Genomic DNA, 26,300 nt, shown 5'->3' with positions numbered 1-26,300 from the left:
GACCAGTGGGGCTGTTTTTTTATCCTGCAGAGATCTCAGGCGGCGACGGGGGCGTCGTGCCTTATCAGCCGGCGCAACAGCGGGATCAGGATCAACATCACCACGCCAACGCCCGCGGCCCCCCAGCCCAGCGCACTGAATATTTCGCTGTAGCCGGGGTTGGTCAGCGCCGGAGTGCTGCCGCTGTTTTCCGGCATCAGGCCGGAGACATAGCCCGCCAACACCGAAGCGACGCCGGTGACCATCATCCAGCAGCCCATCATGACGCCCTGATAACGCGGTGGCGCCAGCTTGCCGATCATCGCGTAGCCGATCGGGGAGATCATCAGTTCGCCAATGCTTTGCAGTATGTAGCTGATTGCGATCCATTTAAACGCCACCAGCCCGTCGCCGCCGGCCAGGCTGATGCCCAACGGCAACACCAGCATGCCCAACCCGATGCAAAACAACGAGCCAGAGAATTGCAACGGGATATCGATATTGCAGCCGCGAGCTCGCAAGCGGTTAAACCACCAGGCCATCAGCGGCCCGCCCACGACGATCACCAGCGTGTTGATATTCTGGATCCACTGCGGAGCGACCTGAATACCGTAGACGTTCAGGTTGATATTGTGCTCGGAGAACAGCATCAGCCCCATAGGCGCCAACTGGTACAGCGCCCAGAATACCAATGAGCCCAGCGCCAGAATCAGATAGGCCACCATGCGACGGCGCTCTGTGCGCGGGTGGTGACGCAGTGTGACCACGCACAGCATCAGGAAAATCAGTACGCCGAGGCCAATCACAAAGTGGCCGCTGAATTCCGCATGGGTCAGCATCACCCGGATAATGGGCACCAGCGCCACCAATACTGCCAGCCCGACCAGCATACGCCAGCGGTATTGCGCGCGGCTGGCGTCATGCAACGGCGTGTTGAGATCGGCCAGAATGCGCCAACGGCTGACGGCGACGATAATCGCCGCCGCATTACCCAACGTGGCGAACAGGAACAGCGCGCGATAATTTTCGCTCAACTGGAAATAGCCGGCTACGGTAAAACCGACAAAGAAGCCGAGGTTCATCCCGGCGTAGTTCCACAAAAACGCCGATTCGCGCCGATCGTCATCCGGCTTGAAGCGCTGGGTGAGCATCATATTGATGCAGGTGACGTTCAGCCCGCTGCCGGTCAGGAACATCGCTAACCCCCAGTACAGACCCCAAACGCCCGCCACGGCAATCAGTGCGCAGCCGATCACCTGCAGCACCATACCCAGTACGAACAGGTTCCGGTTACTCAGAAAGCGCCCTCCCAGGTAGCCGCCGAACATATGCAGCCCATAGTTGAAGGCGCCGAACACGCCCATCATGGCGTTAGCGCTGCCCTCGCTGAAGCCCAGGCGTTTGGTGGCGTAGAGCACCAGCGTGGAGTAGAGCACGGCAAAACCCAGCGTGGCGAAGATTTGGATAAAAAACAGTGCCCCGGCGCCCGGGGGGATGGCGTGACGCTGATGCGCCGCCGGCATGGAGTCCGATGGAGTCAAAGTGAACCTCTGCTGCATGATGCCCGTCGTATTTCAAGCCGCAGCGCCGCTGGCTGCCCGTTGAAATTCGTCGAGTCCGTTATTTTAATTGATCAGTCCCTGTCTGCGTTATCGCCGGCGTACGGCCCGGCAACCTGCGCGGCGGAGTGATATTCCTTGCCAAATCCTCCGCGTCAGCAGCGATCTATTTAGCGATACATATGACTAATAATCCAGTATTAATGCATATAACAGCACAGCATAAGACTTTCTTGCTGGTATATTGAGCTGTTGTATACCAAGGCGCTCAAACATTATCCTGCAAGATAATTTAGCATCGTTACTATCCCTCGGGTACGCATTGGGCAGCGGCTTATCGCTCGGGAAATCAGCAAATTGCTGCAACTTTAGCTAAACAGTCATTGTTATGTCACAAGAGGGTTGACGCTGGGATCAGATTCTCCTACATTAGCGCCCGTCGACAGCGCAATGCGTTAGCGATGCTACAAAACGGTGAGGTGTCTGAGTGGCTGAAGGAGCACGCCTGGAAAGTGTGTATACGCGTAAGTGTATCGAGGGTTCGAACCCCTCTCTCACCGCCATATTCTAAAGAGAAAGCCTGGATTAACGTCCAGGCTTTTTTGCTTTTATAAATCCCCGCAGAGAGGGGTGAGAAGCCTCGACAGGGTTTGACAAAACGCATGCGTTTTGGACCGCCAAAGGCGGCCCCTAGGGTGAGCGCAGCGAATCAAGCCCTCTCTCACCGCCATATTCTAAAGAGAAAGCCTGGATTCGCATCCAGGCTTTTTTGTTGCCCGCAATACAGGTAAAATGCCCGCAGACCAGACCGTCCACAGGGTTTGCCGCAGTTTTCGACAAACTGAGCAGCACGTGAGCGGACGCGCCGAAACGCAGAAATTCTGCTTGACCGGTTCGCCCCCACTCCCTATAGTAGCGCCCCGTTGCACCAGAGAGTACGCAACGAAAAAATACGGTGAGGTGTCTGAGTGGCTGAAGGAGCACGCCTGGAAAGTGTGTATACGCGTAAGTGTATCGAGGGTTCGAACCCCTCCCTCACCGCCATATTCTGAAGAGAAAGCCTGGATTCGCGTCCAGGCTTTTTTGCTTTTATAAATCCCCCTTCGAGAGGGGTGAGAAGCCTCGACAGGGTTTGACAAAACGCATCGCGTTTTGGACCGCCAAAGGCGGCCCGCAGCGAATCAAGCCCTCCCTCCCGCCATATTTTATGAAAAAGCCTGAACGCAAGTTCAGGCTTTTTTGTTGTCTGCGATCCGCCTCAGTGTGCGCGACTGGCGGCGATCTGCGGCTGCATCACAGCACGGCGCCAGTCGCCCGGAGTCTGGCCGAATTGGCGTTTAAAACTGCGATTGAAGGATTGCTGCGAGTCAAAGCCGAGTGATATCGCCACGCTGACGATAGGCTCGCCGCTGTTGGCCAGGCGCTCTGCGGAAACTTTCAGTTTCTGCATGCGGATATACTCCCCCAACGCGTAGCCGGTCTGGCGTTTGAACATGCGCTGCAGGTGCCATTTGGAATACCCCGCGCGGTCCGCTACGGTGTTGATATCCAGCTTCTCTTCCAGATTGTTGTCAATCCACTCAATCAAATCGGTAATAAAACCCGTGCTGTTCATGCTGACGCTCCCATGACATTGGCAGGTAAATCCGCTGCCCGATATCACTACGTTGCAGCAGTTTCGCATTAAATGCAATTTTTATTATTGCATTTATTCGACAGGCGCTTCTATAATCCATCCGTTAATGTAACCGATATTAATACATTAATGTGACAACAATGTGTTTCAAAAACTAACGTTGTGCCGATGAACGACGCAACCGCTCTGCCGCCGGTCACAGGCCAGGGACGTTACCCGGATAACAGGGCCGGGTGTATGGCCTGACCGCGCTCACCCATGGAATAAAAATAATGCCAAGCCAGCCAAACTCATTGTTTAACGCTCATAGCATCGGTTTCAGCGCGCGTCTTTCAGCAGTAGCGCTGCTGGTCGCCCTGCTTGCTGGTTGCGACAACAGCGTCGCTCAAAATGCAGCTCCCCCGCCACCGGCCGTCAGCGCCGCTAACGTGGTAATAAAACCCATCAGCCAGTGGGATGCCTTTAACGGCCGGATCGAAGCGGTGCAAAGCGTTCAGCTACGCCCGCGGGTTTCCGGCTATATCGATAAGGTGAATTACACCGAAGGCGATGAGGTTAAAAAAGGTCAGGTACTGTTCACCATCGACGATCGTACCTACCGCGCCGCCCGCGAACAGGCTCAGGCCGAACTGGTGCGGGCACGTAATCAGGCGGCGTTGGCCCGCAGTGAATCCAGTCGTACCGAAAAACTGATCGGCACCCAAGCGATCTCGACCGAGGTATGGGAACAGCGCCGCTCCTCCGCCGCACAGGCACAGAGCAACGTGCTGGCGGCCCAGGCCCAGCTTGATATCGCGCAGCTGAATCTCGATTTTACCCGCGTGACCGCGCCGATCGACGGGCGTGCCAGCCGCGCCATGATCACCGCAGGTAACCTGGTCACCACCGGGGACAGCGCCAGCGTGCTCACTACGCTGGTGTCGCTAGATAAAGTTTATGTTTATTTCGACGTCGACGAAGCCACTTTCTTGCGTTACCAGAATATGGCTCGCGATGGCCAACGCAGCCAGAATCCGCAGGCGAAGTTACCGGTCAAGGTCGGCCTGGTGGGCGAAGAAGGTTATCCGCATCAGGGCGTTGTCGATTTTACCGATAACCAGCTGAATGCCGGCACCGGCACCATTCGCATGCGCGCCCAACTCGAAAACCACGAGCGCCGCTTCACCCCAGGGCTGTTTGCGCGGGTGCAGATGCCCGGCAGCGCCGAGTTCAACGCCATGCTGATCGACGATAAATCGGTGATGACCGATCAGGACCGCAAATTCGTTTATGTCGTCGATAAGGACGGCAAGGCACAGCGGCGCGATATCGAAGTGGGCCGGGTGGCGGATGGATTGCGCATCGTGCAGAAAGGCCTGGCGGCGGGCGATCGGGTGATCGTCGACGGCATGCAGAAAGTGTTTATGTCAGGGATGCCGGTCAATGCGAAAACCGTCGTGATGGCAGCCAACGCTCCCGTTTCCGCAGTCAACTAAGCCACCAGCAGAGAACCCTGACCCATGGATTTTTCCCGCTTTTTCATCGACCGGCCGATCTTTGCCGCGGTGCTGTCGATCCTGATTTTCGTCGGTGGCGTTATTGCGATCCCGCTATTGCCGATCAGCGAATACCCGGACGTAGTGCCCCCAAGCGTGCAAGTGCGCGCCCAGTACCCAGGCGCCAACCCGAAAGAGATTGCCGAAACGGTGGCCACGCCGCTGGAAGAGGCAATTAACGGCGTCGAACACATGATGTACATGAAATCGGTGGCCGGCTCTGACGGCGTGCTGGTAACCACCGTTACCTTCCGCCCGGGAACCGACCCCGATCAGGCGCAGGTGCAGGTGCAAAACCGCGTGGCGCAAGCCGAAGCACGCCTGCCTGAAGACGTGCGCCGCCAAGGGGTAACCACGCAGAAGCAGTCCCCGGCCCTGACGCTGGTGGTGCATCTGGTTTCCCCTTCCGGTAAATACGATTCACTGTATCTGCGTAACTACGCCACCCTGAAGGTCAAAGATGAGTTGGCCCGCCTGCCGGGCGTCGGCCAGGTGCAGATTTTCGGCGCCGGTGAATACGCCATGCGCGTCTGGCTGGATCCGAATAAGGTCGCCTCGCGCGGGCTGACCGCTTCTGACGTGGTCACCGCCATGCAAGAACAGAACGTGCAGGTTTCCGCCGGCCAACTGGGTGCAGAGCCGATGCCGAACCGCAGCGATTATCTGCTTTCCATTAACGCCCAGGGCCGCCTGCAAACCGAGGAAGAGTTCGGCAATATTATCCTCAAGAGCGGCGACAACGGCGAGATAGTGCGCCTGCGCGACGTGGCGCGCATTGAAATGGGGTCCGGCAGCTATGCGTTGCGCGCCCAACTCAATAACAAGGATGCCGTCGGGATCGGTATTTTCCAGGCGCCTGGCGCTAACGCCATCGAGCTGTCCGATGCGGTACGGGCCAAAATGGCCGAACTGTCGACCCGCTTCCCGGATGGCATGAGCTGGAAATCGCCGTACGACCCGACGGTGTTCGTCCGCGATTCGATCCGCGCGGTGGTAGATACCCTGCTCGAAGCGGTGCTGCTGGTGGTGCTGGTGGTGATCCTGTTCCTGCAAACCTGGCGTGCCTCGATCATCCCGCTGCTGGCGGTGCCTATTTCCATCGTCGGTACCTTCGCCGCGCTGTACCTGCTGGGCTTCTCGCTCAATACGCTCAGCCTGTTCGGGCTGGTGCTGGCGATCGGTATCGTGGTCGATGACGCCATCGTGGTGGTGGAAAACGTCGAGCGTAATATCGAGGAAGGTTTATCGCCGCTGGCGGCGGCGCATCAGGCGATGCGCGAAGTGTCCGGGCCGATCATCGCCATCGCGGTGGTACTGTGCGCGGTGTTCGTGCCGATGGCATTTTTGTCCGGCGTCACCGGCCAGTTTTATAAGCAGTTTGCCGTCACCATCGCCATTTCGACCGTGATTTCGGCCATCAACTCGCTGACCCTGTCGCCGGCGCTGGCGGCATTGCTGCTGAAACCGCACGGCGCACCGAAGGACATGCCATCGCGCCTGATCGACCGGCTGTTCGGTTGGCTGTTCCGCCCGTTCAACCGCTTCTTTGCCAACAGCTCACAGCGCTATCAGCGCGGGGTTTCCCGAGCGCTCGGCAAACGCGGCGCGGTGTTCGTGGTGTACGTACTGTTGTTGTGCGCCGCGGGCGTAATGTTTAAAACCGTGCCTGGCGGATTTATCCCGACGCAGGATAAGCTTTATCTGATTGGCGGAGTGAAAATGCCGGAGGGGGCGTCGCTGGAACGCACCGATGCGGTGATCCGTAAAATGAGCGCCATCGGCCTGAGCGTCGACGGAGTGACGGACGCGGTAGCCTTCCCGGGGCTGAATGCATTGCAATTTACCAATACGCCCAATACCGGCACCGTGTTCTTCGCGCTTGAATCTTTAAGCACCCGCACTCGCAGCGCGGCGCAGATCAACGCCGAGATCAATGCACGCATCTCGCAGATTCAGGAAGGGTTCGCCTTCTCGATCATGCCGCCGCCAATCCTCGGTATCGGACAGGGTTCCGGTTATTCGCTGTATGTCCAGGATCGCGCCGGTCTCGGATATGGCGCGCTGCAAACCGCGATCAATACCCTGTCGGGCAGCATCATGCAAACGCCGGGCATGAGTTTCCCGATCTCGTCTTATCAGGCCAACGTGCCGCAGCTGGAAGCGAAAATCGACCGCGATAAGGCCAAGGCGCAGGGCGTGCCGCTCAACGCGCTGTTCGGCACGCTGCAGACTTATTTGGGTTCGTCTTACATCAATGACTTCAACCGCTATGGCCGCACCTGGCAAGTCATCGCGCAGGCCGACGGTCAATTCCGCGACAGCGTGGAGGATATCGCCAACCTGCGCACCCGCAACGACAAGGGTGAAATGGTGCCGATTGGCAGCATGGTCAATATCAGTACCACCTACGGGCCAGACCCGGTGATCCGTTATAACGGCTTCCCGGCGGCGGACCTGATTGGCGATGCCGATCCGCGCATCCTGTCGTCTACGCAGGCCATGAGCGAACTGACGGCGATGGCCGCCAAGCTGTTGCCGAACGGCATGAACATCCAGTGGACCGATCTGAGCTACCAGCAGTCGACCCAGGGCAATGCGGCGATTATCGTGTTCCCGGTAGCCGTGCTGCTGGCGTTCCTGGCGCTGGCCGCGCTGTACGAAAGCTGGACGCTGCCGCTGGCGGTGATCCTCATCGTACCGATGACCATGTTGTCGGCACTGTTTGGCGTCTGGCTGACCGGCGGTGACAACAACGTGTTCGTGCAGGTGGGACTGGTGGTGTTGATGGGGCTGGCCTGTAAGAACGCCATTTTGATCGTCGAGTTCGCCCGCGAGCTTGAGTTGCAGGGCAAAAGCATTATGGAAGCGGCGCTGGAAGCCTGCCGCCTGCGGTTACGACCGATCGTAATGACCTCCATCGCCTTTATTGCCGGTACTATCCCGTTGATTCTGGGCCACGGCGCCGGTGCCGAAGTGCGCGGAGTGACCGGTATCACGGTGTTTGCCGGCATGCTGGGCGTGACGCTGTTCGGGTTATTCCTGACGCCGGTGTTCTACGTGACCCTACGCCGCATGGTGACGCGTAAAGCACCGCAGCAAACGGCATAAAAGTTCGCCTGCCGGCCGCGGCAGGCATAAAAAAAGGTCGGGCTCAGCCCGACCTTTCTCTTTGCATCAACACCGCAGATTATTTATCCGCAGCTTCCGCGAGTTTCGCCGTTTCCGCCACGTATTCCGCGCAGCTACGTTTATCGCCACGCTCCAGCTCGGCCAACGCATCCGCAACCGTGTGGCGCTCCAGCACTGCCAGCGATGCCTCTTCCGCCTCATTCACTACCGACTTGAAATACCAGCAGGCATTGGCGCTGACCAGACAACGCGCAGGCCCTTCCGGCCGCGCAGCCCAGATGCGTTTATCGTCAATGACGGACAAATAGATATCACGCAGGGTGATCTCTTCCACAGGGCGGCCAAGGTGAATCGAGCCGTTACGGCCCAAAGTGGAAACGATAATGCCATTTTTGGTCAAGGGCACCATCAGCTTGCGGATGAAACTGGGGTTGGCTTCCAGACCGGCGGCAAGGATCGCGCTGGTCGAACGCAGGCCCTGCTTTTCAGCCAAGGCTACGCTAAGTACCATTTGCAATGCTGTCGGAAAGCGGAAATCTAGCATGTCTTTATCTCTGTCTCCAGGAGACCAAAATCTCAGGCTTGGCCGGTGCGGCATCACGCCATAACACCCGCTCAATTGCACAATAATATAACAAATATTGCCGCATTATTGAAGTTATGCCCTGGGAAATCGCACGGATACATTAGCGTAAAAGATGCCGTTGATGCCGGCTCGACGTAAAGCGGCGGCGGAATAAAGCAGAAACCCGCGTCAATATTAATGCCGCTCGCTTAACTGCGTTAAACGATCAGAACTAACACTGTCCGCGGGTTTAATTCTTAAACTGTGATCAGGCCTTGTTCAGCACCAGTTGGCCGCTTTTATCCAGCGGGATCTGGGTGCCGGGATCGTGATCCATACGGATCTTGCCCTGCTGATTGCCAATCTTGTAGGTCACATCGTAACCCAGCATTTTCTGTGATTTGTCGTAAACCGTTTTGCAACGCTGTTGTGTGCTGGTGGTAGTGTCGTTATTTTGCATTGCCCCCTGCACCTGATTACCGGCATAACCGCCGCCCAGCGCGCCAACCACTGTCGCAACGTCACGACCGCGACCGCCGCCGAACTGGTGGCCAATCACGCCACCGGCTACCGCACCCAACACCGAACCGGCAATGCGGTTTTCATCCTGCACGGGCGCACGGTGAGTGACGGTCACATTGCGGCATTCCTGACGCGGGGTTTTGATGGTTTCTTTGATCGGCGTGGCAGCGAGCACCTGCGCAAATTGCGGACCAGAAGAAAACACATCCATGCTGGCAACCGCGGCAATACCCAGAGCGGCTGCAACACCAATCCCAACACCGGCTAACATTGACTTGTTCACAGGAAATCCTCCTGAAAGTGTTACCACGCATTTGTACCGGGAACGCTACCGACATTGCGCCGCGCTTATTATTTTGCGCATGGGCGGCAAAGGGTATCCCGGTTTACGGCGTGCGCGACGCGCCGTCTGTAAACGAGGTAAAGTCTGCACAATGTTCCAGAGCCCCGCAATAAGACAATGTGACCAAAGATGCTGGAAACCCCGCTTCTCACCGGTGTTTAGGAGGAATCTTAAGAATTTTACCCATGCCGACGAAATTTCGTGCTGGCCATTGACCCCGCAACCACCGATGCTGCCTGCGCGTCGGCATAAAAAAACCCACGCGGGCGAACCGGCGTGGGCGAGTCGATAACTGCGGCTGTCAGTGCATTTTCAAACGCGGGCGGATCACCCGGTTAATGCCGCCAACCAGCATCATCAGGCCGGTTTTGATGTAGCCATGCAGTGCGACCTGATGCATGCGGTACAGCGAGATATAGACGAAGCGCGCAATACGCCCTTCTACCATCATCGAACCGCGCATCAGGTTACCCATCAGGCTACCGACGGTGCTGAAGCGGGACAGCGAGACCAGAGAACCGTGGTCTTTATACACGTATGGCTTCAGCGCTTGGCCGCTCATCAACGCCAGAATGTTGGTGAAGCAGCGTGACGCCATCTGGTGCGCCGATTGGGCGCGTGGCGGCACAAAACCGCCGCCTTCTTTCGGGCAGGAGGCGCAGTCGCCGATGGCGAAAATGTTCGGATCGCGCGTGGTCTGCAGCGTCGGTTCCACCACCAGTTGATTAATGCGGTTGGTTTCCAGCCCGGCGATGTCCTTCATAAAGTCCGGCGCCTTGATGCCGGCCGCCCATACCATCAGATCGGCATCGATAAATTCGCCGCCCTTGGTATTCAGGCCCTTGGCATCCGCACTGGTGACCATGGTGTTGGTCAGTACGCGCACGCCCAGTTTGTTCAATTCCTGGTGTGCAGCGGCGGAAATACGCGGCGGCAACGCAGGCAGAATGCGCTCGCCCGCCTCGACCAGAGTCACGTTCAACGCGCTGTTGTCCAGGCCTTCGAAACCATAGCTGTGCAACTGTTTTACCGCATTGTGCAGCTCGGCGGACAGCTCCACGCCGGTGGCGCCGCCGCCGACGATGGCGATGTTCACTCGCTCTTTCTGCCCCGGTTGCGCCGAGAATTTCAGGAACAGGTTCAGCATTTCATTGTGGAAACGGCGTGCCTGATGCGGGTTATCCAGGAAGATACAGTTATCTTTTACGCCTGCGGTACCGAAATCGTTCGAGGTGCTGCCCAGTGCCATGACCAGAATGTCATAAGACAACTCGCGCTCTGGCACCAGTTCTTCACCCTGCTCGTCGCAGATTTGCGCCAACTGCAGCGTTTGCGTTTCACGGTTAATGTTGGTCAGCGATCCCAGTTGGAAGCTGAAATTGTGATTACGTGCATGCGCCAGGTAGCTCAGCGCGTCCACGCCGTCATCAAGGGAACCGGTTGCTACTTCATGCAGCAACGGTTTCCACAGATGGCTGTGGTTACGGTCCACCAGCGTGATCTCGGCTTTGTGCTTGCGGCCGAGTTTATGGCCCAGACTGGTCGCCAGTTCCAGGCCACCGGCGCCACCGCCGACAATAACGATTTTTTTCTTTGGCGTTGTCAAAATAACCCCCTAAATGTGAACCAATTGTTATCCAAGGGTAAATAAATAATATCCTTAGAATACATAGGGTTCGCTTAAAATAAACCTGCTATCTAAAGCCAGAATAGCATGTGAGGTTATTTGGTAATACCAAAATTGATGTGCATCAAACTTTTTTGGTTAAAGGCTGGACGAGAGGAGTTTTTGAGGATTGTGATTCAAATAGTTAGCGCTGCGTCACAGTTTTAAATTTTGCCGCCGGGCGGGCAAAACGGGGCTTTTTTGACAAAAAATGCCGCAACTCTTGCCGATAAAAAGCAATCGTTGCGGCGGCGTCAGGCGTTATGAAACTGTTAAAGCAGGCTCTTGAACGCCTTGATGCGTTGCAGGTGCGGCGAGATATTTTTGAACTTGTGGGTCTGTTGCTCATCCCAGACGATTTCGTAGTACTTGTGCAACAGTTCTGCACTGCGCTGGCTGTCCAGCACCTCATCCTGGCGGGAAAGCACGACCAGGCAGCGATCGCGGTTTTTCTCGCGGAAATCCTCGACACATTTGGTGGCGATATCGCGGTACTCTTCCGGCCGGTCGATTTTGCCGTGCATATGTTCTTCAGGATACAGATTAGGGTTAAAGATCGCCTGCCGGATGCCGCACAGGAAACCGATGCGTTCGGCCCAGAAACCGCCCAGCCCCACCCCGCAGATCAGCGGATGCTTATCCCCTTCCTGCTGAACCGCCTTGTCCACCTCTTTCAATAGATGCTGCATATCATGGCGTGGGTGCAAGGTGCTGTAGCTGATAAAACGCACGTCCGGATCAATGAACTGCAGTTGTAAAACCTTTTCATGATTGCCGGGACTGGTGGAATCGAAGCCATGCAAATAGATAATCATGTGGATCCTCGCAACAAGCCGAGGGCCGCGCCGCAGCCCTCATCATTTACTACGCCGCATTACGACGCCCTGGGTTCACCCGGCACTCTGCTGCTTATGCTCTTCCCAGCGTTCGCTGAGCGCGCTCAGCTCTTTGTGCGCCTGCTGCCAACGCGCAGAATCACGCAATTCCTGACGGGTGAACTGACCGCGATGATATAACCGCTTCACCCGGTCTGCTTTGACCGGGGACAGGTTATCCAGCACGCTGACCGCCCCCTGACGGTTATTACACACCAGGATCATGTCACAGCCGGCATCCAGCGACGCCTGACCGCGCTCAGCGTAACTGCCCATGATGGCAGCCCCTTCCATCGACAGATCGTCGGAGAAGATAACGCCGTCAAAGCCCAGCTCCTGGCGCAGGATTTGTTGCAGCCAGTATGGCGAACCGCTGGCCGGACGCGGGTCCGCTTCAGTATAGATGACGTGCGCCGGCATCACGGCGTCCAGCAACTGACGGTTGATCAATTCACGGAAGATCGCCATGTCATGCTCACGGATCTGCGCCAGCGGGCGTGGGTCGCGCGGGGTTTCTTTATGTGAATCTGCACTGACGGCGCCATGGCCGGGGAAATGCTTGCCGGTGGTTTTCATCCCGGCGCTGTGCATACCCAGGATAAAACGCTCGGCCATTGCCAGCGCCTGTTGCGGATCGCTGTGGAATGAGCGTTCGCCAATCGCCGCGCTGACGTGACCGATATCCAGCACCGGCGCAAAGCTGATGTCGATATCCTGCGCGATCATTTCCGCCGCCATCAGCCAGCCGGCCTCCTGCGCCAGACGCCCGCCCTCAGGGGCATCGTTCAATGCGGCGAACGACTGCGCCGCCGGCAGGCGAGTGAACCCCTCGCGGAAGCGCTGGACGCGCCCGCCTTCCTGATCCACCGCCACCACCAGCCGATCGTGGGAAGCCTCGCGGATTTGGCGCACCAATTCACGCAGCTGCTGCGCATCGTGGAAGTTGCGGGTGAACAGGATCAGTCCGCCGACCAGCGGGTGTTTTAAAATCTCACGTTCTTCGGCATCCAGCTCATAGCTGGCGACATCTAACATTACTGGGCCCACGGCCACCTCACTTCATTATTCATTCAGAACATGGGGATGATAAACAAAAACGCCGGCGCTGCACTGCGCCCCAGCGTAAAAATTCGCTATCGCCGGTTTGTTGCCAGCGCACTTCAAACCATAACAGCATCAGGTAATCCACCCACGGCAACCAGCGCTGCACCTGCGTGCTCAGCAGCGGCAAGTCGTTATAGCCCTGTTGGGAATAGTGCTGCAAAAAATGCTGCTGATTGGCCGCAGACCACGCGTTGCTGCGAAACAGCGCAGCAATCTCCAGTGCGATGTCACCGTCGGCGGCGTACTCCCAGTCAATCAGCCGTACTCTTTCGCCCTGTGCAATCAAATTGCCCGGATGGATATCCATATGCAGCGGGGCTATTTTCAGCGGAGACGGCAGCCGGGCTTGCAAGAAGCGCTGATGCAGCCGCAGCCAGGCAGGCGTCAAACGCCGACGATCCAACTGCTGCCAGTAACGGGCAAACTGGTTATGCAGGTTCAACGGATAACCGCTGAGCGGCCGACGGTGCAAACGGGTAACCCATCGCGCCAGCTCGCCGTGCTGATTCAGGCGCGTAAAACGCGCCTCAGTGACAACGTCACCAGCCAGCCATTCCAGGATAATCCATTGATTGTTCTGCGCTAAAACCTGCGGACCCAGGCCTTCGCCTGCACGGCGCAACACACGCGCCTCTCGCCGCCGGCTCACGCCGAGCGCCGTTTTCTCTGCGCTTTGCTGGCGCGCCAACAATTGCACGCCCCCACCGTCAATGCGCCAACTTTCGCCGGTCAGCCCCTGCACCGGGCTGAAACGACAACCGGCGGTTTTCACCGCCGGCAGTTCGTTCTCAATCAGCCTTCGCAGCGCGGTCTCAGCGGGTAACGGCGCCATTGCCTGACCAAACGATTTCACCGGTTTGTACCAGCATCAACTGCATATCCAGCGTTGGAGACTTCACGTCGCCGCTAACATCGCTGTACAACACGTACTGTGCGCTGACGATACGCGCCAGACCAATGGCCTTGCTGCGCGACCCCAGGCTGTCATCCGCCGACAGGCCCAGCGTCTGCTTGGCGGTCGCCAGTTGCGCTTCCGGCACGACGGAGAAGGTTTGGTTCGATGCCAGCGCCTTGTGCAACGCGGAGGTGGCTTTAGCGGTTTGCAATGAGCCGTTGGTGTTGTTCTTCACGCTGTCCAGCAGCAGCACGCTGCCCGGGTTGACGCCATCGGCTTTCAGCATCTGGTTCACCAACGGTTGCACGCTGCTCAGCCAGTCAAGTTGCTGGATTTTTGGCGGTTGCGGTACCTGCTCGCCAATGGGCGGCTGAGGTTGCGGCTGCGGCTGCGGCTCTACCACCACCGGCGGTTTGGCCGGCTCAACGGTGGCCGGTGGCTGTTCAGGCTCTGGGGGACGTGACAAACAGCCGCTTAACGTCAACGCGGCCAGTGCGACAACTAGATACTTTTTCATTATCCCTCTCCAACAACTAAAGCAAGAGCTTACAAGAATAGATACAGACGCACACGCTTGGCATCGAGATTGCCGTTAATCGAGTAAATTTCAGCGTCTGAATTTGGCGCAACAGTAACGGTGCGCGGCTCTTCAAAGGGCCGAATATCCAGCCCCTGATTGTCATACCAGTAGAATCGGTAATGCACAGTTACCGGCGTCGGTTGGTTGTTGCTGAGCACCGAAGTGGCCATCACGCGCCCGGAGGCATCCTTAATCGACGGGTTATCGGCCACGATACCTGCGGTAAGCACCGGCGAATCCATCACCACCGCCTGCCGCTCGTTAACCGCAATGCCGGGCCGATTGCTGCAGCCCATCAGCATTGCGGCGGGTAACGCCAGCGCCATCAGACAACGCAGGGTTTTGCTATAGCGCATGATTGACCTCGGTTAGCGTGACAGCAGCGGCCCCAACGAACGGCCACCGACCAGGTGCATATGAATATGATAGACCTCCTGGCCGGCATGGCGATTGCAATTAACAATCAGGCGATAGCCGTCTTCGGCGATGCCTTCCTGTTCGGCAATTTTCGCCGCGGCGGTGATCATGCGACCCAGCGCCGCTTCGTGCTCTGCGGTTACGTCGTTTACCGTTGGGATCAAGACATTGGGGATGATCAGAATATGGGTCGGAGCCTGAGGTGAGATATCACGGAATGCGGTGACCAGTTCGTCCTGGTAGACCACATCAGCAGGGATTTCACGGCGGATAATTTTACTGAAAATCGTTTCTTCGGCCATCTGGCATTCCTTGTTGAGGAAAATAATCTGTACGCAGTATGAGTGACAAATTCTACTGCTTTCAACCTGATTGCGCACTTATCGCGTCGAGTGATGCAGAATCAGGCAACCTGCCAGGCTAGCCATGCCTCTGCCATTAGATCACTGCGGCAATCATCTGATTTTTTTCACTTTGGTTATTCACTATTGTTGCTTTACTTGCCCGCGGCCGCCGCCAATAGTAACTCTATGATTAGCAAAGGATAGAAAACACCATGCCACTCAAAACCCTGGCGCTGGGCGTGCTGCTGCTGTGCGGTGCGGCCCAGGCGGAAAGCAAAAACATTATCGATCTGCAGGCCAATCAGCAACATATACGCACGCTCAAAAACCCGGCGGCCGTCGCCTTGATCCCGGCGAATTACCATTTTGCCGTACCGGGCAAGTTAACCGTAGCGGTGGCGTCTGAAAACTCCCCGCCGCTGGCGCTGTTTGCCGAAGACAATAAAACCTTGATCGGCAGCGACCCGGATATCGCGCAACTGGTGGCGGACAGCCTGGGGCTGGAACTGAATCTTGTGCCCACCTCCTGGGAGGACTGGCCGCTTGGCATTACTTCCGGCAAGTACGATGCCGCCATTTTTAATATTGCCGTCACCAAGCTGCGGAAAACCAAATTTGATTTCGCCACATACCGCGTAGATACGCTGGGTTTCTATGTGAAATCCACCAGCAAGATCGCCTCCATCAACCGGCCGGCGGACGTTGCCGGGCTGCGGATTATTGTCGGTTCCGGTACGAATCAGGAAAACATCCTGCTCGGTTGGGATAAACAGAACCGCGCCAACGGCCTGGCGCCGGTGCAACCGATTTATGTCACCGATGACGCCGCCGCCAACCTGAGCATTCAGTCCGGGCGCGCCGACGCTTTCTTTGGCCCCCACTCTACCGGTGCCTATAAAGCAGCGCTAACCGGCAGAACCAAAATGGTCGGCATCGGCCCTAATGTCGCCTACGTAGCGGTGACTACCAAAAAAGATAACGGCCTGGTTGCCGCCATTAACGCTGCCATTAATGGGGTGATCGTCAGCGGCGAATACGCGCAGGTGCTGGACCGTTGGGGCGAACATGATGAAAAGGTCGAGCGTTCCACCATCAACCCGCCGGGGATCGGCGATTAGTCAGCGTTCAATTGCGGTGCATGCGCACGCATCCACTCGGCCAGCGAGTCCAGCGTCGGGCGCAGGGATGTGCCCAGCGCCGTAATCCGGTATTCAACGCGCGGCGGGACTTCCGGAAATACCTGCCGCGTAACCAGGCCGCGCTGTTCGAACTGCCGCAGTTGACGCGTCAGCTCTTTCTGGGCGATCGGCGCCACCGCGCGCTGCAACTCACTGAAGCGCACCGGGCCGTCGATCATGATCAGCCTGTAGAGGATCGGGATCGCCCATTTCCCCGCCACCAGATTCACAAACCCCACCATAGGGCAAGGTGCGTCCGCTGCCGGCAATGCCGTTAAATTTTTTTCCGCTGTCGAAAGCGCCGCTGTCGTCATTTCATCCCACCTCGCCCCTTAGTATCCAAAAGGTGCCTACTATGCAAAAGATACTATAGCGCAAATAATGGCGCTACCAACGGAAAACAGGAGGCAGGCTATGTCGCGACTTAAAGGTAAATACGCGTTGATCACCGGCGGCACCAGCGGGATTGGTCTGGAAACCGCACGCCAGTTTATTGCCGAAGGCGCCACCGTGGCGATCACCGGCCGCAGCCAAAGCGGCCTCGACGCAGCGGGGAAAGCGCTGGGCGACGTGCTGCTGTTGCGCAGTGACGCCGGGGATATCCGCCAACAGCAAGCTTTAGCGCAACAGTTGACCAGCCACTGGCCGCGCCTTGACGCGCTGTATATCAACGCCGGTGACGTCACTCACCTTCCGCTGCAGCAATGGGATGAGCAGAGCTATCAGCGGCTGATGGACATCAACCTCAAAGGGCCATTTTTCTTGATTCAGGCGCTGCTGCCACTCTTGGCGAATCCGGCCTCGATTATTCTGTGCGGCTCGGTCAGCGCGCATATCGGCCTGCCGCTAAGCAGCGTTTACGCCGCCAGCAAGGCCGGCCTGCTGTCGCTGGCCAGAACGCTTTCCGGTGAGTTGCATCCGCGGGGTATTCGGGTCAACGGCCTGAGCCCAGGCCCGACCGAAACACCGGCATTGGGCAAGCTGGGCCTGAAAGAAGAGGATGAGCAAGCGCTGCGCGATGACATCCGTGCCCTGGTGCCGATCGGCCGCATGGGCACGCCGCTGGAACTGGCGAAAGCGGCCGTGTTCCTCGCCTCTGACGAATCCGCGTTTATGGTCGGGGCCGAGCTGCAGATTGACGGCGGAGTGGGCAATTTGTAATACCGTTATATACCCGTCATCCTGCAAGCTGCGCGTCGTTACCTGCATGCGCTCACCCCAGTGACTGACTCAAGTCAGCGCCAGAGGATGAGCCAGTTGGGTGCCTGGCCGCAGTTTGCAAGCTATAGGGTATCATTCACCGTTGGGAGAACCCGACGGTGAAATTAAGTTACGGAACAAACAGTGAGTTAAGTAATAATATTATTAGATGATAATAATAAAATATCCTTTCATTGATGCGTTCTTAAACTGCGTCTAGCCTTAGTATTTACCCAATTTGGATGGTGAAAACTGATGGCAAGCAAAAAGAATAATCAAGGCGTAGGAATACTGGTAATCGCCGCCATCGTTCTTTGGTTTGCATTCAAATCTGACAATAAATCAGAAAAAAACACGTCGATGTCGCAGTCCGGCACCTCAACGGCCCATGTTTATACGCCGCCGGCCAATCAGGCATTAGATATCGGCGAACAGCCCCCTCAACCGCAAAATGATGCCGTTTTACCCACTAAATATGTAGCGGCCGATCGGCTCAACGTCCGAAACGCACCGAACGGTAAAGTCATTACGTCCCTAAAACGTGGGCAAAGTATCACCATTTACCAAGAGAGCGATAATTGGGTAAAAATCACGCCGGGTAATCAATCGAGCCAATGGGTTTCTACAAAGTCCTTGTGTCATGGTGATAAGTGCTATCAAAAAAGCCGCCAGACACCTGCCCCAAAGCAGCCTGTATATCGGCCCACGCCAAAGCGCAACGTGGAAAGTGCTGCCGGATGCCCCTGTTCGTCAGGAAGAATATGTATAGGCCCACGAGGCGGGCGTTACTGCATCACTTCGGGAGGAAACAAACGCTACGGCGTGTAATAACCGCCTATTATTGAGTCATACCGGCCAGGGAAGTGAAGGATGGCTGTCGGCTTAGGTATCCTGAAAACGCCTATATAATAAGCGTAGTAATTATTTCCAAGGTAACATTTTTACATGCACTGATATAACTCATGGGCTTCATTTACATCCGCCTGCTGATGGTCACTGACAACCCGTCCTACACTGAATATACAGGGCGTAGTGCGGATCCCAGACCGCCAGCCGCAATCAGACTGACCTTAGGTAATCCCCCACCCTCAATTGCTTTTCCCTGAATCGCTATGGCACGGATTTACCGTACCCTATGCATCAACGGACATTGAGATCATGAAAATCAAAACCTTCATTCATGCCGCGCTGCTGGTGATACCGATGGCGTTTAGCGGCATCGCCCAAGCCGGCGATCAAAGCATCCCTTGGGCAAAAAATACCGGCGACGTAGAATCCAACCATATCGCCGCCGTCGGCCAGAACCTGAATGCCGGCCACCAGCAGGTGACCAAAACGCAAGAAGGCGTATGGGCGGCTAATACCGGCAGCATTTCCAACGATGAGAAGGCCCTGACCGGTGGTCAAAACTCGGCACCGAAAACGATGCCTTAACGCGAGCTATAGAGAGGAGACAAGCCGTGACCGTAACAAACGCACGGCTTATCAATCAGCCCAGACCGGGAATGGTGACGCCGAACGTCTGCAGCAGCAGCACCATGTTGAGCAGGATGATAATCACCGTGCCAATGATCGATACCAGGCTGGTGAGGCGGCTGTTCACAAACTCGCCCATGATGTCGCGGCGGCGGGTAAACATGACCAGAGCAATCATCGGCGCCGGCAGCGCCAGGCTCAGCACCACCTGGCTGTAGACCAACGCGTCCGTCGCATTAACCCCTAACGCCACCACGATAAACGCCGGGATCATGGTCACCAGCCGACGCACCCATACAGGGATACGGAAACCGACAAACCCTTGCATAATCATCTGGCCCGCCATGGTGCCCACCACCGAGCTTGAAATACCGGATGCTATCAGTGACATCAGGAAGATCCCGGCGGCGGCGGCGCCAAACAGCGGAGTCAACGTATGGTACGCCGTGCCGATCTCCGCCACGTCGCTGTTACCGGCATGAAAGGCGCTGGAAGCCATAATCACCATGGCGATATTCACCAACCCGGCTATCGCCAGCGCGATCACCACCTCGATATTGGAAAAACGCAGCAGCTTGCGACGTTCGCCGTTGTTACTGGCCGGCGTACGGTGCTGGGTCAGACCCGAGTGCAGGAAAATGGCGTGCGGCATTACGGTGGCACCGATAATACCGACGGCAATGGTCAATGCCTGCGCATCCGGCAACTGTGGCGTTACCATGCCGGTGCCCGCCGCCAGCCAGTCGACCGGCACGATAAACATCTCGGCGAGATAGCACAGGGCAATGATCGCCACCAGCCCGCCAATCATCAGCTCAACCGGGCGGAAACCTTTCTTTTCTACCATTAATAATGCATAGGTAATCACCGCCGTTACGCCCATCCCCGCCAACAGCGGCATATGGAACAGCAAGGCGAGTGCGATAGCCCCACCCAGAAACTCCGCCAGATCCGTGGCCATTGCCGCCACCTCGCTGAGCAGCCACATGCCGATCACCACCGGGCGCGAGAATTGATCGCGGCACATTTCCGCCAGGTTACGGTTGGTGACGATGCCCAGCTTGGCCGACAGCGCCTGGAACAGCATGGCAATAAGATTGGCCATCACCACTACCCACAACAGGCTGTAACCGTATTTTGAACCGGCCTGAATATTGGTGGCGAAATTACCGGGGTCCATGTAGGCAATGGAGGCAATCACCGCCGGCCCGGCGAACAATAGCGGCGTAAACGCGCCGCGCTTGCGCCCGGCCAGTGCGTTACCAATCGCCGTATTGGTCCGTTCGGTTAACGATGTGGTGGTTGCCGCCTCACGCATATTTTACCCTCAATGTTATTCTGGTTATTTTTCACCCAATACTCAGAGCAATGTAGCATCGGCTACACTTTATGCAAAATGGAAGATACTTTACCTTTGTGTACAAATATTTCTTATTGTCATTGAGTACGGCGGCTGAATTGATAATGCGTCGCTATTAGACTAACGTAGGGCAGGATTCCATTAGTCTGGAACTCACTGGCTTAACCTATAAAGGACGTCTCAGAATATGGTAACAAGCGCGTCAGATAACGCCGAACGCCCCACCTTGGCTGAAATGCCGGATGAGGCTGAGCACGCCCTGCGCTTTACCCGCGCCCGTGAAGCGCAGTCGAATGCGTTGATCGAAGATTACGTCGAACTGATTGCCGATCTGCTGCTGACCACTCGCGAAGCCAGAACCACCGACATCGCCCGCCGCTTTGGCGTTTCCCACCCTACTGCGATCAAGAACATTGCGCGGCTGAAGAGTGCCGGACTGGTAGAGTCACGCCCGTATCGCGGGGTCTTTCTGACCGAAGAAGGTGAACAACTGGCGCAGCAGGTGCGCCGCCGGCACCGTATTGTGGTCGATCTGCTGGTGTGCCTCGGGGTGCCGACTGAAACGGCGGAGCTGGACAGCGAAGGGATTGAGCATCACATTTCTAGCGACACCCTGGCGGTGTTTGAACGTTTTCTGCAAAGCCACGCCGGGAAATAAATCCTCGCCAATAAAAAAGGGAGGCTTTCGCCTCCCTCAAAGCTCCCCAGCCTGAATTAGTGATTACGGATGTATTCGTCCATATCGGTTTTCAGGTTGTCAGATTTGGTACCAAAGATAGCCTGAACGCCTGAGCCTGCAACAACAACGCCGGCAGCACCCAGTTTTTTCAGACCAGGCTGGTCAACCTTGCTCACGTCCGCCACGCTAACGCGCAGACGGGTGATGCAGGCATCCAGATTGGTGATGTTATCTTTACCGCCAAAGGCCTGAACCAGAGCCGCAGACATTTCAGAACCGCCCTGAGCGACCTGCTCGGAAACGGTGTCTTCACGGCCAGGCGTCTTCAGATCCAGTTTGGCAATCAGCACGCGGAAGATGGTGTAGTACACCAGACCGTAGATGATACCCACGATTGGGAACAACCAGATCTTGCTGCTGTTACCGCTCAGCACGATAAAGTCGATCAGACCGTGCGAGAAGCTGGTGCCATCGCGCATACCCAACAGGATACAGATCGGGAACGCCAGGCCAGCCAGAATGGCGTGGATTACGTACAGGATCGGCGCAACGAACATGAAGGAGAACTCGATCGGCTCGGTGATACCGGTCAGGAACGAGGTCAACGCAGCGGAGATCATGATACCGCCGACTTTTGCGCGATTCTCCGGCTTGGCTGAATGCCAGATGGCAATAGCGGCAGCAGGCAGACCGTACATTTTGAACAGGAAGCCACCGGACAGTTTACCCGCAGTCGGGTCACCCGCCATGTAACGCGGGATATCGCCGTGGAATACCTGGCCGGCCGCGTTGGTGTATTCACCGATCTGCATTTGGAAAGGTACGTTCCAGATATGGTGCAGACCAAACGGCACCAGCGCACGTTCAACCACGCCGTAGATACCAAACGCCACTACCGGGTTCTGATAAGCAGCCCATTGGGAGAAGGTCTGGATAGCCGTACCGATTGGCGGCCAGATGAAGGACAGAACTACGCCCAGAACGATCGCCGCCAGGCCGGAGATAATCGGCACAAACCGCTTACCGGCAAAGAAGCCCAGGTATTCAGGCAACTGAATACGGAAGAAGCGGTTAAACATATAGGCCGCGATGGAGCCGGAGATAATCCCCCCGAGCACACCGGTATCCGCCAGGTGTTTAGCCGCAATTTCTTCAGCCGGCAGGTGCAGAACCAAAGGTGCAACCACCGCCATGGTTTTCACCATGATGCCGTAAGCCACTACCGCAGCTAACGCAGATACACCATCGTTATTGGTGAAGCCCAGGGCAACACCGATAGCGAAAATCAGCGGCATGTTGGCGAAAACTGAACCGCCGGCTTCCGCCATCACGTGAGAAACTACCGTAGGTAGCCAGCTAAAGTTGGCGGAACCGACGCCCAGCAGAATACCTGCGATAGGCAATACGGAAACCGGCAGCATTAGCGACTTACCTACTTTTTGCAGGTTTGCAAATGCGTTCTTGAACATAGTTGAGTGTGCTCCTGAGTAATAGTGCTTTGCTACTTCTCGCGATTCTTCGCGCTGCAAGGGGGGGAGAAAAACCCCTGCAATTCAGGGTGTCTGAGCACCCCTTGAATTTTTACGCAGAGTAAAATAAATAGCCTGCGCAATGTTTGATGGCAGTCACGTTTCGATGAACAAAGCCGGGTATTTTTCTTAAATCGGCTATTTTTTATCAAAAAAGACAAAAAAACGCCCAGCCACCGCCATAAAACGGGTGGGAACATTACCCGTTTCAGCGATTAATTACGAGCTTAAAAAAAATCCCAACATCAATGACTACAGCTAAGCCTAGGCCAAGGATTATAGTTCGATGTGAAATAAGCGTGAAAAGTTGGCGGTAGTGGTTTCGGCCAGCGTTTCCAGGCTCACGCCCTTCAATACCGCCATGTATTCAGCCACATCACGCACGTAGGCAGGTTGGTTTTCTTTGCCGCGATGCGGCACCGGGGCAAGGTACGGCGAATCGGTCTCCACCAGAATGCGATCAAGCGGCACGTAACGCGCCACCTCGCGCAGTTGCTCCGCATTGCGGAAGGTCAAAATGCCGGAGAAGGAAATATAGAACCCCAGATCCAGCAACGCTTCTGCGGTGGCGATATCTTCGGTAAAACAGTGCAGCACGCCTCCGCAGTCCTGCGAATTCTCCTCACGCAGGATCGCCAGCGTATCTTCACGCGCGTCGCGGGTATGCACGATCACCGGTTTGTTCAGCGCACGACCAATGCGGATATGCTCACGGAATGACGCTTGCTGCAGCTCGAGATTGTCTTTCTGATAGAAGTAATCCAGCCCGGTCTCTCCCAGCGCCACTACCTGATCTGCCGCCGCCAAACGACGCAGCTCGGCGTAATCGTAACCGCCCTCAAGATTGAGCGGGTGAACGCCGCAGGAAAACGCCACGTCATCGCGCGGGCCGATCAACTGCGTCATGGCCTGATACCCCGGTAAAGTGGTGGCGACGGCCAGTACGTAACCGACATCGCGCGCCTTGGCTTTTGCCAGGGCGTCATCCACGTTTTGGTGCAGCGTTTGGTAATCCAGGCCATCAAGATGACAATGCGAATCTACTAACAACATAATAGTTAACTCTTTTACAACGAATGAGGATGAAAATAGCCGGTAGCGCCGAGCATCTGCTCCCAACTGAGTAATCGTTCGGTCAGCAGCAGCTCGCGATTGACGCCGGTTACGTTAAGCAACTGATGGCGACAGTTAAGCCATTGCTGTACCACTTGCTGCAGCGAGGTGCCGCTCAGTTGGCTGGCCAATTGCTGTACCAGCGGTTGCTGATCCTGATTAAGCGCAAAGCTCGCCGCGCCCTGCTGCCACTTCATGGCATCCACCAGCAATGCGCATAGCCAGTGCAGCCGCTCCGCCACGTCTTCATGATTCAGCACCGGCAACAGCGACAGCATGTCATGCTGCGGCAAGGCGGCATTCAGTGCTGCGCACAGAGCGCCGCGCTGCTGCCAACGCTCGGGTTGCAGCAGTTGTTCGGCAGCCAGCGGCGCACCATCATGCAGCCGCAGCGCAGTGAGGAGATCCACCGGATTGCCCGGCATTTGCCGGTTTAACCACTGCAAACTGAGTTGCTCATCCGGGCTGGCGAGATGCCAATAGAAACAGCGACTGCGCAATGTCGCCAACAACCGTGAAGGCTCGCGGCAGCTCAACAGGAAATAGGTTTTTTCCGGCGGCTCTTCCAGCGTTTTCAACAGGGCATTGGCGGCCGCTTCAGTCAGCAGTTCCGCCTGCGGCAACCAGATAACCTTGGCGCCACCCTGCTGGGCGTGGGAATAAAGGGTTTCGATCACCTGGCGGATAGGTTCAATCCCCAGGCTGCTTTTGCCCTTCTCCGGCGTCAATACGTGATAGTCCGGATGGTTGCCCGCCAGCATAAGCCGGCAGCTGTGGCACTCGCCGCAGCTTTTCTCGCCGTTATGCCGTTGACAAATCAACCAGCGACTCAGGCCATAGGCCAGCGCCTCGTCGCCATTGCCGGCGGCAGCATGCAGCAACAGCGCATGGTGACCACGGCCTGCGGCATATTGCCCGACCAACTGACGGTAAGGCGTGTTCAGCCACGGGTACCAGTTCATTACACGCCTTCCTGCTGTAGCCATTGGCTGAGGCAACGGCGGATAGCCGCCGTCACCTGTTCCAGCGATTGGGAAGCGTCGACGGTGACGATAGAATCGTCCTGCGCCGCCAACTCCAGATAGCGCGAGCGAGTGCGTTCAAAGAACGGCAGCGCTTCCTGCTCAATACGATCCAGCTCGCCGCGTGCACGGGCGCGTTGCAGGCCAACCAGCGGCGGCAGATCCAGATAAACCGTCAGGTCCGGGCGGAAATCCCCCAAGACGGTGTCACGCAGTGAAGCCATCAGTTGTTGATCTACACCACGACCGCCGCCCTGATAGGCCTGCGATGACAAATCGTGACGATCGCCGACCACCCAGGCACCACGCGCCAGCGCCGGTTTGATGACGGTTTCTACCAGTTGTACGCGGGCTGCATACAGCATCAGCACTTCGGCTTTGATAGTCGGCAGTTCACCGTCTATGCCGCGTTTGAACAGATCCCGCAGCTTTTCCGCCAGCGGAGTGCCGCCGGGTTCGCGCGTAAAGACAATGTCGTTAATGCCGTGCTCGCGCAGTACGTTGACCACGGTATCGCGCGCGGTGGTTTTCCCCGCGCCCTCAAGCCCTTCGATAACCACGAATTTACTTTTCATTCTTTTCCTTAAGCACCTGGCGATAGGCGCGCACCGCCTGATTATGGCTTGCCAGGTTAGTGGTAAACTGGTGGCCGCCCTTGCCGTCGGCGACAAAGTACAAATAAGGCGTCTTCGCCGGATTGGCGGCGGCTTCCAAAGAAGCCTGGCCCGGCATGGCGATCGGTGTCGGCGGCAGGCCGCTGATCACATAAGTGTTGTACGGCGTCGGCGTTTCCAGATCTTTACGGGTAATATTGCCATTATAGGCGTCGCCCATGCCGTAGATCACCGTTGGGTCAGTTTGCAGGCGCATGCCAATACGCAGGCGGTTAATAAATACCGAAGCCACCTTGGTGCGTTCTTCCGGTACCGCGGTTTCCTTCTCGACTATTGAAGCCATAGTCAGCAAATCTTCCGGCGTCTTGTAGGGCAAACTGGTATCGCGGCTTTGCCAGGCGGCTTCCAGCGTCTTGATCATGCGCAGATGAGCACGCTTAAGCAACGCGATATCGCTCATGCCGGCAGTATACAGATAGGTATCCGGGTACAGGCGCCCTTCCGGATGAGTGTCCTCCGGCAGGCCCAGCGCCACGGCGATTTCCGCTTCGCTTTTGCCCGCCAGCGTATGTTTGAGGTATTTCGACTGCTGCAACACCAACAGCCAGTCACGCAGGCGCGACCCTTCGATAAAACGCGCGCTGAACTGTGCCTCTTTACCGCTGGCCAACAGTTTAAGCATCTGGCGCACCGTCATTCCCGGCGTAAAGCGGTAAGTGCCGGCCTTGAACTCTGCCAGTTGCGGCTCCAGGCGCAGCAACCACGGGAACCAGGCACCGTTGCGGATCAGCTTGTCGCGTACCAGCAAGCCTTCCAGCGCTACCCGCCCGGTACCCGCAGGCAGTTTAAAAATGGCTTCCTGCTGGATCGCCAATGGCGTATCAGCAAAGCGTTCAACTTTCTGGTAACCCCAGCACAGCAGGGCCAACACCAGAACAACAATAAGAGAAACGACCTTCAGCTTTCTTTTCTTCATCAAT

General features: G+C 56.7%; 25 protein-coding genes and 2 tRNA genes. 9 read left to right on the top strand and 18 right to left on the bottom strand.

Annotated features, from left to right (window positions below; translation table 11 throughout):
* Window positions 1-35 precede the first annotated feature (35 nt).
* On the bottom strand, window positions 36-1,502 hold the full coding sequence (locus ACTJJ1_RS03395; protein WP_006324731.1) for a peptide MFS transporter: 1,467 nt from the start codon (window positions 1,500-1,502) through the stop codon (window positions 36-38).
* A gap of 509 nt (window positions 1,503-2,011) precedes the next feature.
* Here ACTJJ1_RS03395 and ACTJJ1_RS03390 point away from each other — a divergent pair.
* Window positions 2,012-2,101, top strand: a tRNA-Ser gene (locus tag ACTJJ1_RS03390).
* Window positions 2,102-2,492: 391 nt separating this feature from the next.
* A tRNA-Ser gene (locus ACTJJ1_RS03385) sits at window positions 2,493-2,582 on the top strand.
* A 214-nt stretch (window positions 2,583-2,796) separates the two neighbouring features.
* Here the strand turns inward: ACTJJ1_RS03385 and ACTJJ1_RS03380 are convergent.
* A complete protein-coding gene (locus ACTJJ1_RS03380; protein WP_004943090.1) occupies window positions 2,797-3,153 on the bottom strand; it encodes a helix-turn-helix domain-containing protein in 357 nt (118 codons plus the stop codon).
* A 293-nt stretch (window positions 3,154-3,446) separates the two neighbouring features.
* Here ACTJJ1_RS03380 and ACTJJ1_RS03375 point away from each other — a divergent pair, with 293 nt between their 5' ends.
* On the top strand, window positions 3,447-4,649 hold the full coding sequence (locus ACTJJ1_RS03375) for an efflux RND transporter periplasmic adaptor subunit (RefSeq protein WP_440832361.1): 1,203 nt from the start codon (window positions 3,447-3,449) through the stop codon (window positions 4,647-4,649).
* 24 nt (window positions 4,650-4,673) lie between these two features.
* Window positions 4,674-7,817 (top strand): multidrug efflux RND transporter permease subunit SdeB, encoded by a 3,144-nt coding sequence (sdeB, locus tag ACTJJ1_RS03370; protein ID WP_122289521.1) that lies wholly within the window; start codon window positions 4,674-4,676, stop codon window positions 7,815-7,817.
* A 79-nt stretch (window positions 7,818-7,896) separates the two neighbouring features.
* Here the strand turns inward: sdeB and ACTJJ1_RS03365 are convergent, their stop codons facing one another.
* The 9 genes from ACTJJ1_RS03365 to hinT all read right to left on the bottom strand — a co-directional run bounded on the left by ACTJJ1_RS03365 (window position 7,897) and on the right by hinT (window position 15,107).
* On the bottom strand, window positions 7,897-8,382 hold the full coding sequence (locus tag ACTJJ1_RS03365) for an RrF2 family transcriptional regulator (RefSeq protein WP_006322456.1): 486 nt from the start codon (window positions 8,380-8,382) through the stop codon (window positions 7,897-7,899).
* A 289-nt stretch (window positions 8,383-8,671) separates the two neighbouring features.
* Window positions 8,672-9,208: a glycine zipper 2TM domain-containing protein gene (locus tag ACTJJ1_RS03360; RefSeq protein WP_020438851.1), complete on the bottom strand. Its 537-nt coding sequence runs from the start codon at window positions 9,206-9,208 to the stop codon at window positions 8,672-8,674.
* A 361-nt stretch (window positions 9,209-9,569) separates the two neighbouring features.
* Window positions 9,570-10,874: an NAD(P)/FAD-dependent oxidoreductase gene (locus tag ACTJJ1_RS03355; RefSeq protein WP_006324725.1), complete on the bottom strand. Its 1,305-nt coding sequence runs from the start codon at window positions 10,872-10,874 to the stop codon at window positions 9,570-9,572.
* 332 nt (window positions 10,875-11,206) lie between these two features.
* The gene (gene ycfP, locus ACTJJ1_RS03350) at window positions 11,207-11,749 is read right to left on the bottom strand and encodes an alpha/beta hydrolase YcfP (protein ID WP_006324724.1); all 543 of its coding nucleotides are present in this window, start codon (window positions 11,747-11,749) and stop codon (window positions 11,207-11,209) included.
* Window positions 11,750-11,824: 75 nt separating this feature from the next.
* Window positions 11,825-12,844: a beta-N-acetylhexosaminidase gene (gene nagZ / locus ACTJJ1_RS03345; RefSeq protein WP_041416882.1), complete on the bottom strand. Its 1,020-nt coding sequence runs from the start codon at window positions 12,842-12,844 to the stop codon at window positions 11,825-11,827.
* Between the two features lie 31 nt (window positions 12,845-12,875).
* A complete protein-coding gene (locus ACTJJ1_RS03340; protein ID WP_440833593.1) occupies window positions 12,876-13,745 on the bottom strand; it encodes a phosphotransferase in 870 nt (289 codons plus the stop codon).
* Window positions 13,726-14,325 carry a penicillin-binding protein activator LpoB gene (lpoB, locus tag ACTJJ1_RS03335; protein WP_004943074.1) on the bottom strand — a complete coding sequence of 200 codons (600 nt, stop codon included), beginning with the start codon at window positions 14,323-14,325 and terminating at the stop codon, window positions 13,726-13,728. The genes ACTJJ1_RS03340 and lpoB overlap by 20 nt, the downstream gene beginning before the upstream one ends.
* A gap of 29 nt (window positions 14,326-14,354) precedes the next feature.
* Window positions 14,355-14,744 carry a YcfL family protein gene (locus tag ACTJJ1_RS03330; RefSeq protein ID WP_004943072.1) on the bottom strand — a complete coding sequence of 130 codons (390 nt, stop codon included), beginning with the start codon at window positions 14,742-14,744 and terminating at the stop codon, window positions 14,355-14,357.
* A 12-nt stretch (window positions 14,745-14,756) separates the two neighbouring features.
* Window positions 14,757-15,107, bottom strand: a complete 351-nt coding sequence (hinT, locus tag ACTJJ1_RS03325) for a purine nucleoside phosphoramidase (RefSeq protein WP_004943071.1) — start codon at window positions 15,105-15,107, stop codon at window positions 14,757-14,759.
* A 254-nt stretch (window positions 15,108-15,361) separates the two neighbouring features.
* On the opposite strand from hinT, the gene ACTJJ1_RS03320 reads away from it, so the two are divergent.
* Window positions 15,362-16,267 (top strand): transporter substrate-binding domain-containing protein, encoded by a 906-nt coding sequence (locus ACTJJ1_RS03320; protein WP_004943069.1) that lies wholly within the window; start codon window positions 15,362-15,364, stop codon window positions 16,265-16,267.
* Here ACTJJ1_RS03320 and ACTJJ1_RS03315 read toward each other — a convergent pair.
* Complete coding sequence (locus ACTJJ1_RS03315; protein ID WP_073439272.1) at window positions 16,264-16,641, bottom strand: winged helix-turn-helix transcriptional regulator; 378 nt, start codon at window positions 16,639-16,641, stop codon at window positions 16,264-16,266. The two genes, ACTJJ1_RS03320 and ACTJJ1_RS03315, sit on opposite strands and share 4 nt — an antisense overlap.
* Before the next feature lie 100 nt (window positions 16,642-16,741).
* Here ACTJJ1_RS03315 and ACTJJ1_RS03310 point away from each other — a divergent pair, with 100 nt between their 5' ends.
* From ACTJJ1_RS03310 to ACTJJ1_RS03300, 3 genes are all read left to right on the top strand, one after another.
* A complete protein-coding gene (locus tag ACTJJ1_RS03310; RefSeq protein ID WP_004943066.1) occupies window positions 16,742-17,488 on the top strand; it encodes an SDR family oxidoreductase in 747 nt (248 codons plus the stop codon).
* Between the two features lie 294 nt (window positions 17,489-17,782).
* The gene (locus ACTJJ1_RS03305; RefSeq protein ID WP_440832355.1) at window positions 17,783-18,355 is read left to right on the top strand and encodes an SH3 domain-containing protein; all 573 of its coding nucleotides are present in this window, start codon (window positions 17,783-17,785) and stop codon (window positions 18,353-18,355) included.
* A 330-nt stretch (window positions 18,356-18,685) separates the two neighbouring features.
* A complete protein-coding gene (locus ACTJJ1_RS03300) occupies window positions 18,686-18,961 on the top strand; it encodes a hypothetical protein (RefSeq protein ID WP_004943063.1) in 276 nt (91 codons plus the stop codon).
* 55 nt (window positions 18,962-19,016) lie between these two features.
* Here the strand turns inward: ACTJJ1_RS03300 and ACTJJ1_RS03295 are convergent, their stop codons facing one another.
* Window positions 19,017-20,321: an Nramp family divalent metal transporter gene (locus tag ACTJJ1_RS03295; protein ID WP_004943062.1), complete on the bottom strand. Its 1,305-nt coding sequence runs from the start codon at window positions 20,319-20,321 to the stop codon at window positions 19,017-19,019.
* A 229-nt stretch (window positions 20,322-20,550) separates the two neighbouring features.
* Between ACTJJ1_RS03295 and mntR the strand changes: the two genes are divergently transcribed.
* Window positions 20,551-21,021 carry a manganese-binding transcriptional regulator MntR gene (gene mntR / locus ACTJJ1_RS03290; RefSeq protein WP_004943060.1) on the top strand — a complete coding sequence of 157 codons (471 nt, stop codon included), beginning with the start codon at window positions 20,551-20,553 and terminating at the stop codon, window positions 21,019-21,021.
* A 56-nt stretch (window positions 21,022-21,077) separates the two neighbouring features.
* Here the strand turns inward: mntR and ptsG are convergent, their stop codons facing one another.
* The 5 genes from ptsG to mltG form a co-directional block, all read right to left on the bottom strand.
* Window positions 21,078-22,511: a PTS glucose transporter subunit IIBC gene (gene ptsG / locus ACTJJ1_RS03285; RefSeq protein ID WP_004943058.1), complete on the bottom strand. Its 1,434-nt coding sequence runs from the start codon at window positions 22,509-22,511 to the stop codon at window positions 21,078-21,080.
* A gap of 336 nt (window positions 22,512-22,847) precedes the next feature.
* On the bottom strand, window positions 22,848-23,624 hold the full coding sequence (locus ACTJJ1_RS03280; RefSeq protein ID WP_004943056.1) for a metal-dependent hydrolase: 777 nt from the start codon (window positions 23,622-23,624) through the stop codon (window positions 22,848-22,850).
* A gap of 14 nt (window positions 23,625-23,638) precedes the next feature.
* Window positions 23,639-24,646 carry a DNA polymerase III subunit delta' gene (gene holB, locus ACTJJ1_RS03275; protein ID WP_006324673.1) on the bottom strand — a complete coding sequence of 336 codons (1,008 nt, stop codon included), beginning with the start codon at window positions 24,644-24,646 and terminating at the stop codon, window positions 23,639-23,641.
* On the bottom strand, window positions 24,646-25,281 hold the full coding sequence (gene tmk / locus ACTJJ1_RS03270) for a dTMP kinase (protein ID WP_006324672.1): 636 nt from the start codon (window positions 25,279-25,281) through the stop codon (window positions 24,646-24,648). The genes holB and tmk overlap by 1 nt, the downstream gene beginning before the upstream one ends.
* Window positions 25,271-26,296, bottom strand: coding sequence for an endolytic transglycosylase MltG (gene mltG / locus ACTJJ1_RS03265; protein ID WP_004943051.1), 1,026 nt, complete (start codon window positions 26,294-26,296; stop codon window positions 25,271-25,273). Before mltG ends, tmk begins: the two co-directional genes overlap by 11 nt.
* Between the last annotated feature and the right edge of the window lie 4 nt (window positions 26,297-26,300).

This window comes from Serratia sp. 22264, assembly GCF_052045345.1.
Classification (GTDB): domain Bacteria; phylum Pseudomonadota; class Gammaproteobacteria; order Enterobacterales; family Enterobacteriaceae; genus Serratia; species Serratia plymuthica.
This window is presented reverse-complemented; position numbering and strand designations above follow the sequence as displayed.

Coding starts and splice junctions, on each gene's coding strand:
- ACTJJ1_RS03330 (WP_004943072.1), bottom strand. CDS start 14,744: ATGCGCTATAGCAAAACCCTGCGTTGTCTGATGGCGCTGGCGTTACCC.
- ptsG (WP_004943058.1), bottom strand. CDS start 22,511: ATGTTCAAGAACGCATTTGCAAACCTGCAAAAAGTAGGTAAGTCGCTA.
- ACTJJ1_RS03295 (WP_004943062.1), bottom strand. CDS start 20,321: ATGCGTGAGGCGGCAACCACCACATCGTTAACCGAACGGACCAATACG.
- tmk (WP_006324672.1), bottom strand. CDS start 25,281: ATGAAAAGTAAATTCGTGGTTATCGAAGGGCTTGAGGGCGCGGGGAAA.
- ACTJJ1_RS03315 (WP_073439272.1), bottom strand. CDS start 16,641: ATGACGACAGCGGCGCTTTCGACAGCGGAAAAAAATTTAACGGCATTG.
- ACTJJ1_RS03365 (WP_006322456.1), bottom strand. CDS start 8,382: ATGCTAGATTTCCGCTTTCCGACAGCATTGCAAATGGTACTTAGCGTA.
- ACTJJ1_RS03395 (WP_006324731.1), bottom strand. CDS start 1,502: ATGCCGGCGGCGCATCAGCGTCACGCCATCCCCCCGGGCGCCGGGGCA.
- ACTJJ1_RS03340 (WP_440833593.1), bottom strand. CDS start 13,745: ATGGCGCCGTTACCCGCTGAGACCGCGCTGCGAAGGCTGATTGAGAAC.
- ACTJJ1_RS03305 (WP_440832355.1), top strand. CDS start 17,783: ATGGCAAGCAAAAAGAATAATCAAGGCGTAGGAATACTGGTAATCGCC.
- ycfP (WP_006324724.1), bottom strand. CDS start 11,749: ATGATTATCTATTTGCATGGCTTCGATTCCACCAGTCCCGGCAATCAT.
- ACTJJ1_RS03280 (WP_004943056.1), bottom strand. CDS start 23,624: ATGTTGTTAGTAGATTCGCATTGTCATCTTGATGGCCTGGATTACCAA.
- mltG (WP_004943051.1), bottom strand. CDS start 26,296: ATGAAGAAAAGAAAGCTGAAGGTCGTTTCTCTTATTGTTGTTCTGGTG.
- ACTJJ1_RS03320 (WP_004943069.1), top strand. CDS start 15,362: ATGCCACTCAAAACCCTGGCGCTGGGCGTGCTGCTGCTGTGCGGTGCG.
- ACTJJ1_RS03310 (WP_004943066.1), top strand. CDS start 16,742: ATGTCGCGACTTAAAGGTAAATACGCGTTGATCACCGGCGGCACCAGC.
- lpoB (WP_004943074.1), bottom strand. CDS start 14,325: ATGAAAAAGTATCTAGTTGTCGCACTGGCCGCGTTGACGTTAAGCGGC.
- nagZ (WP_041416882.1), bottom strand. CDS start 12,844: ATGTTAGATGTCGCCAGCTATGAGCTGGATGCCGAAGAACGTGAGATT.
- holB (WP_006324673.1), bottom strand. CDS start 24,646: ATGAACTGGTACCCGTGGCTGAACACGCCTTACCGTCAGTTGGTCGGG.
- ACTJJ1_RS03380 (WP_004943090.1), bottom strand. CDS start 3,153: ATGAACAGCACGGGTTTTATTACCGATTTGATTGAGTGGATTGACAAC.
- ACTJJ1_RS03375 (WP_440832361.1), top strand. CDS start 3,447: ATGCCAAGCCAGCCAAACTCATTGTTTAACGCTCATAGCATCGGTTTC.
- mntR (WP_004943060.1), top strand. CDS start 20,551: ATGGTAACAAGCGCGTCAGATAACGCCGAACGCCCCACCTTGGCTGAA.
- hinT (WP_004943071.1), bottom strand. CDS start 15,107: ATGGCCGAAGAAACGATTTTCAGTAAAATTATCCGCCGTGAAATCCCT.
- sdeB (WP_122289521.1), top strand. CDS start 4,674: ATGGATTTTTCCCGCTTTTTCATCGACCGGCCGATCTTTGCCGCGGTG.
- ACTJJ1_RS03300 (WP_004943063.1), top strand. CDS start 18,686: ATGAAAATCAAAACCTTCATTCATGCCGCGCTGCTGGTGATACCGATG.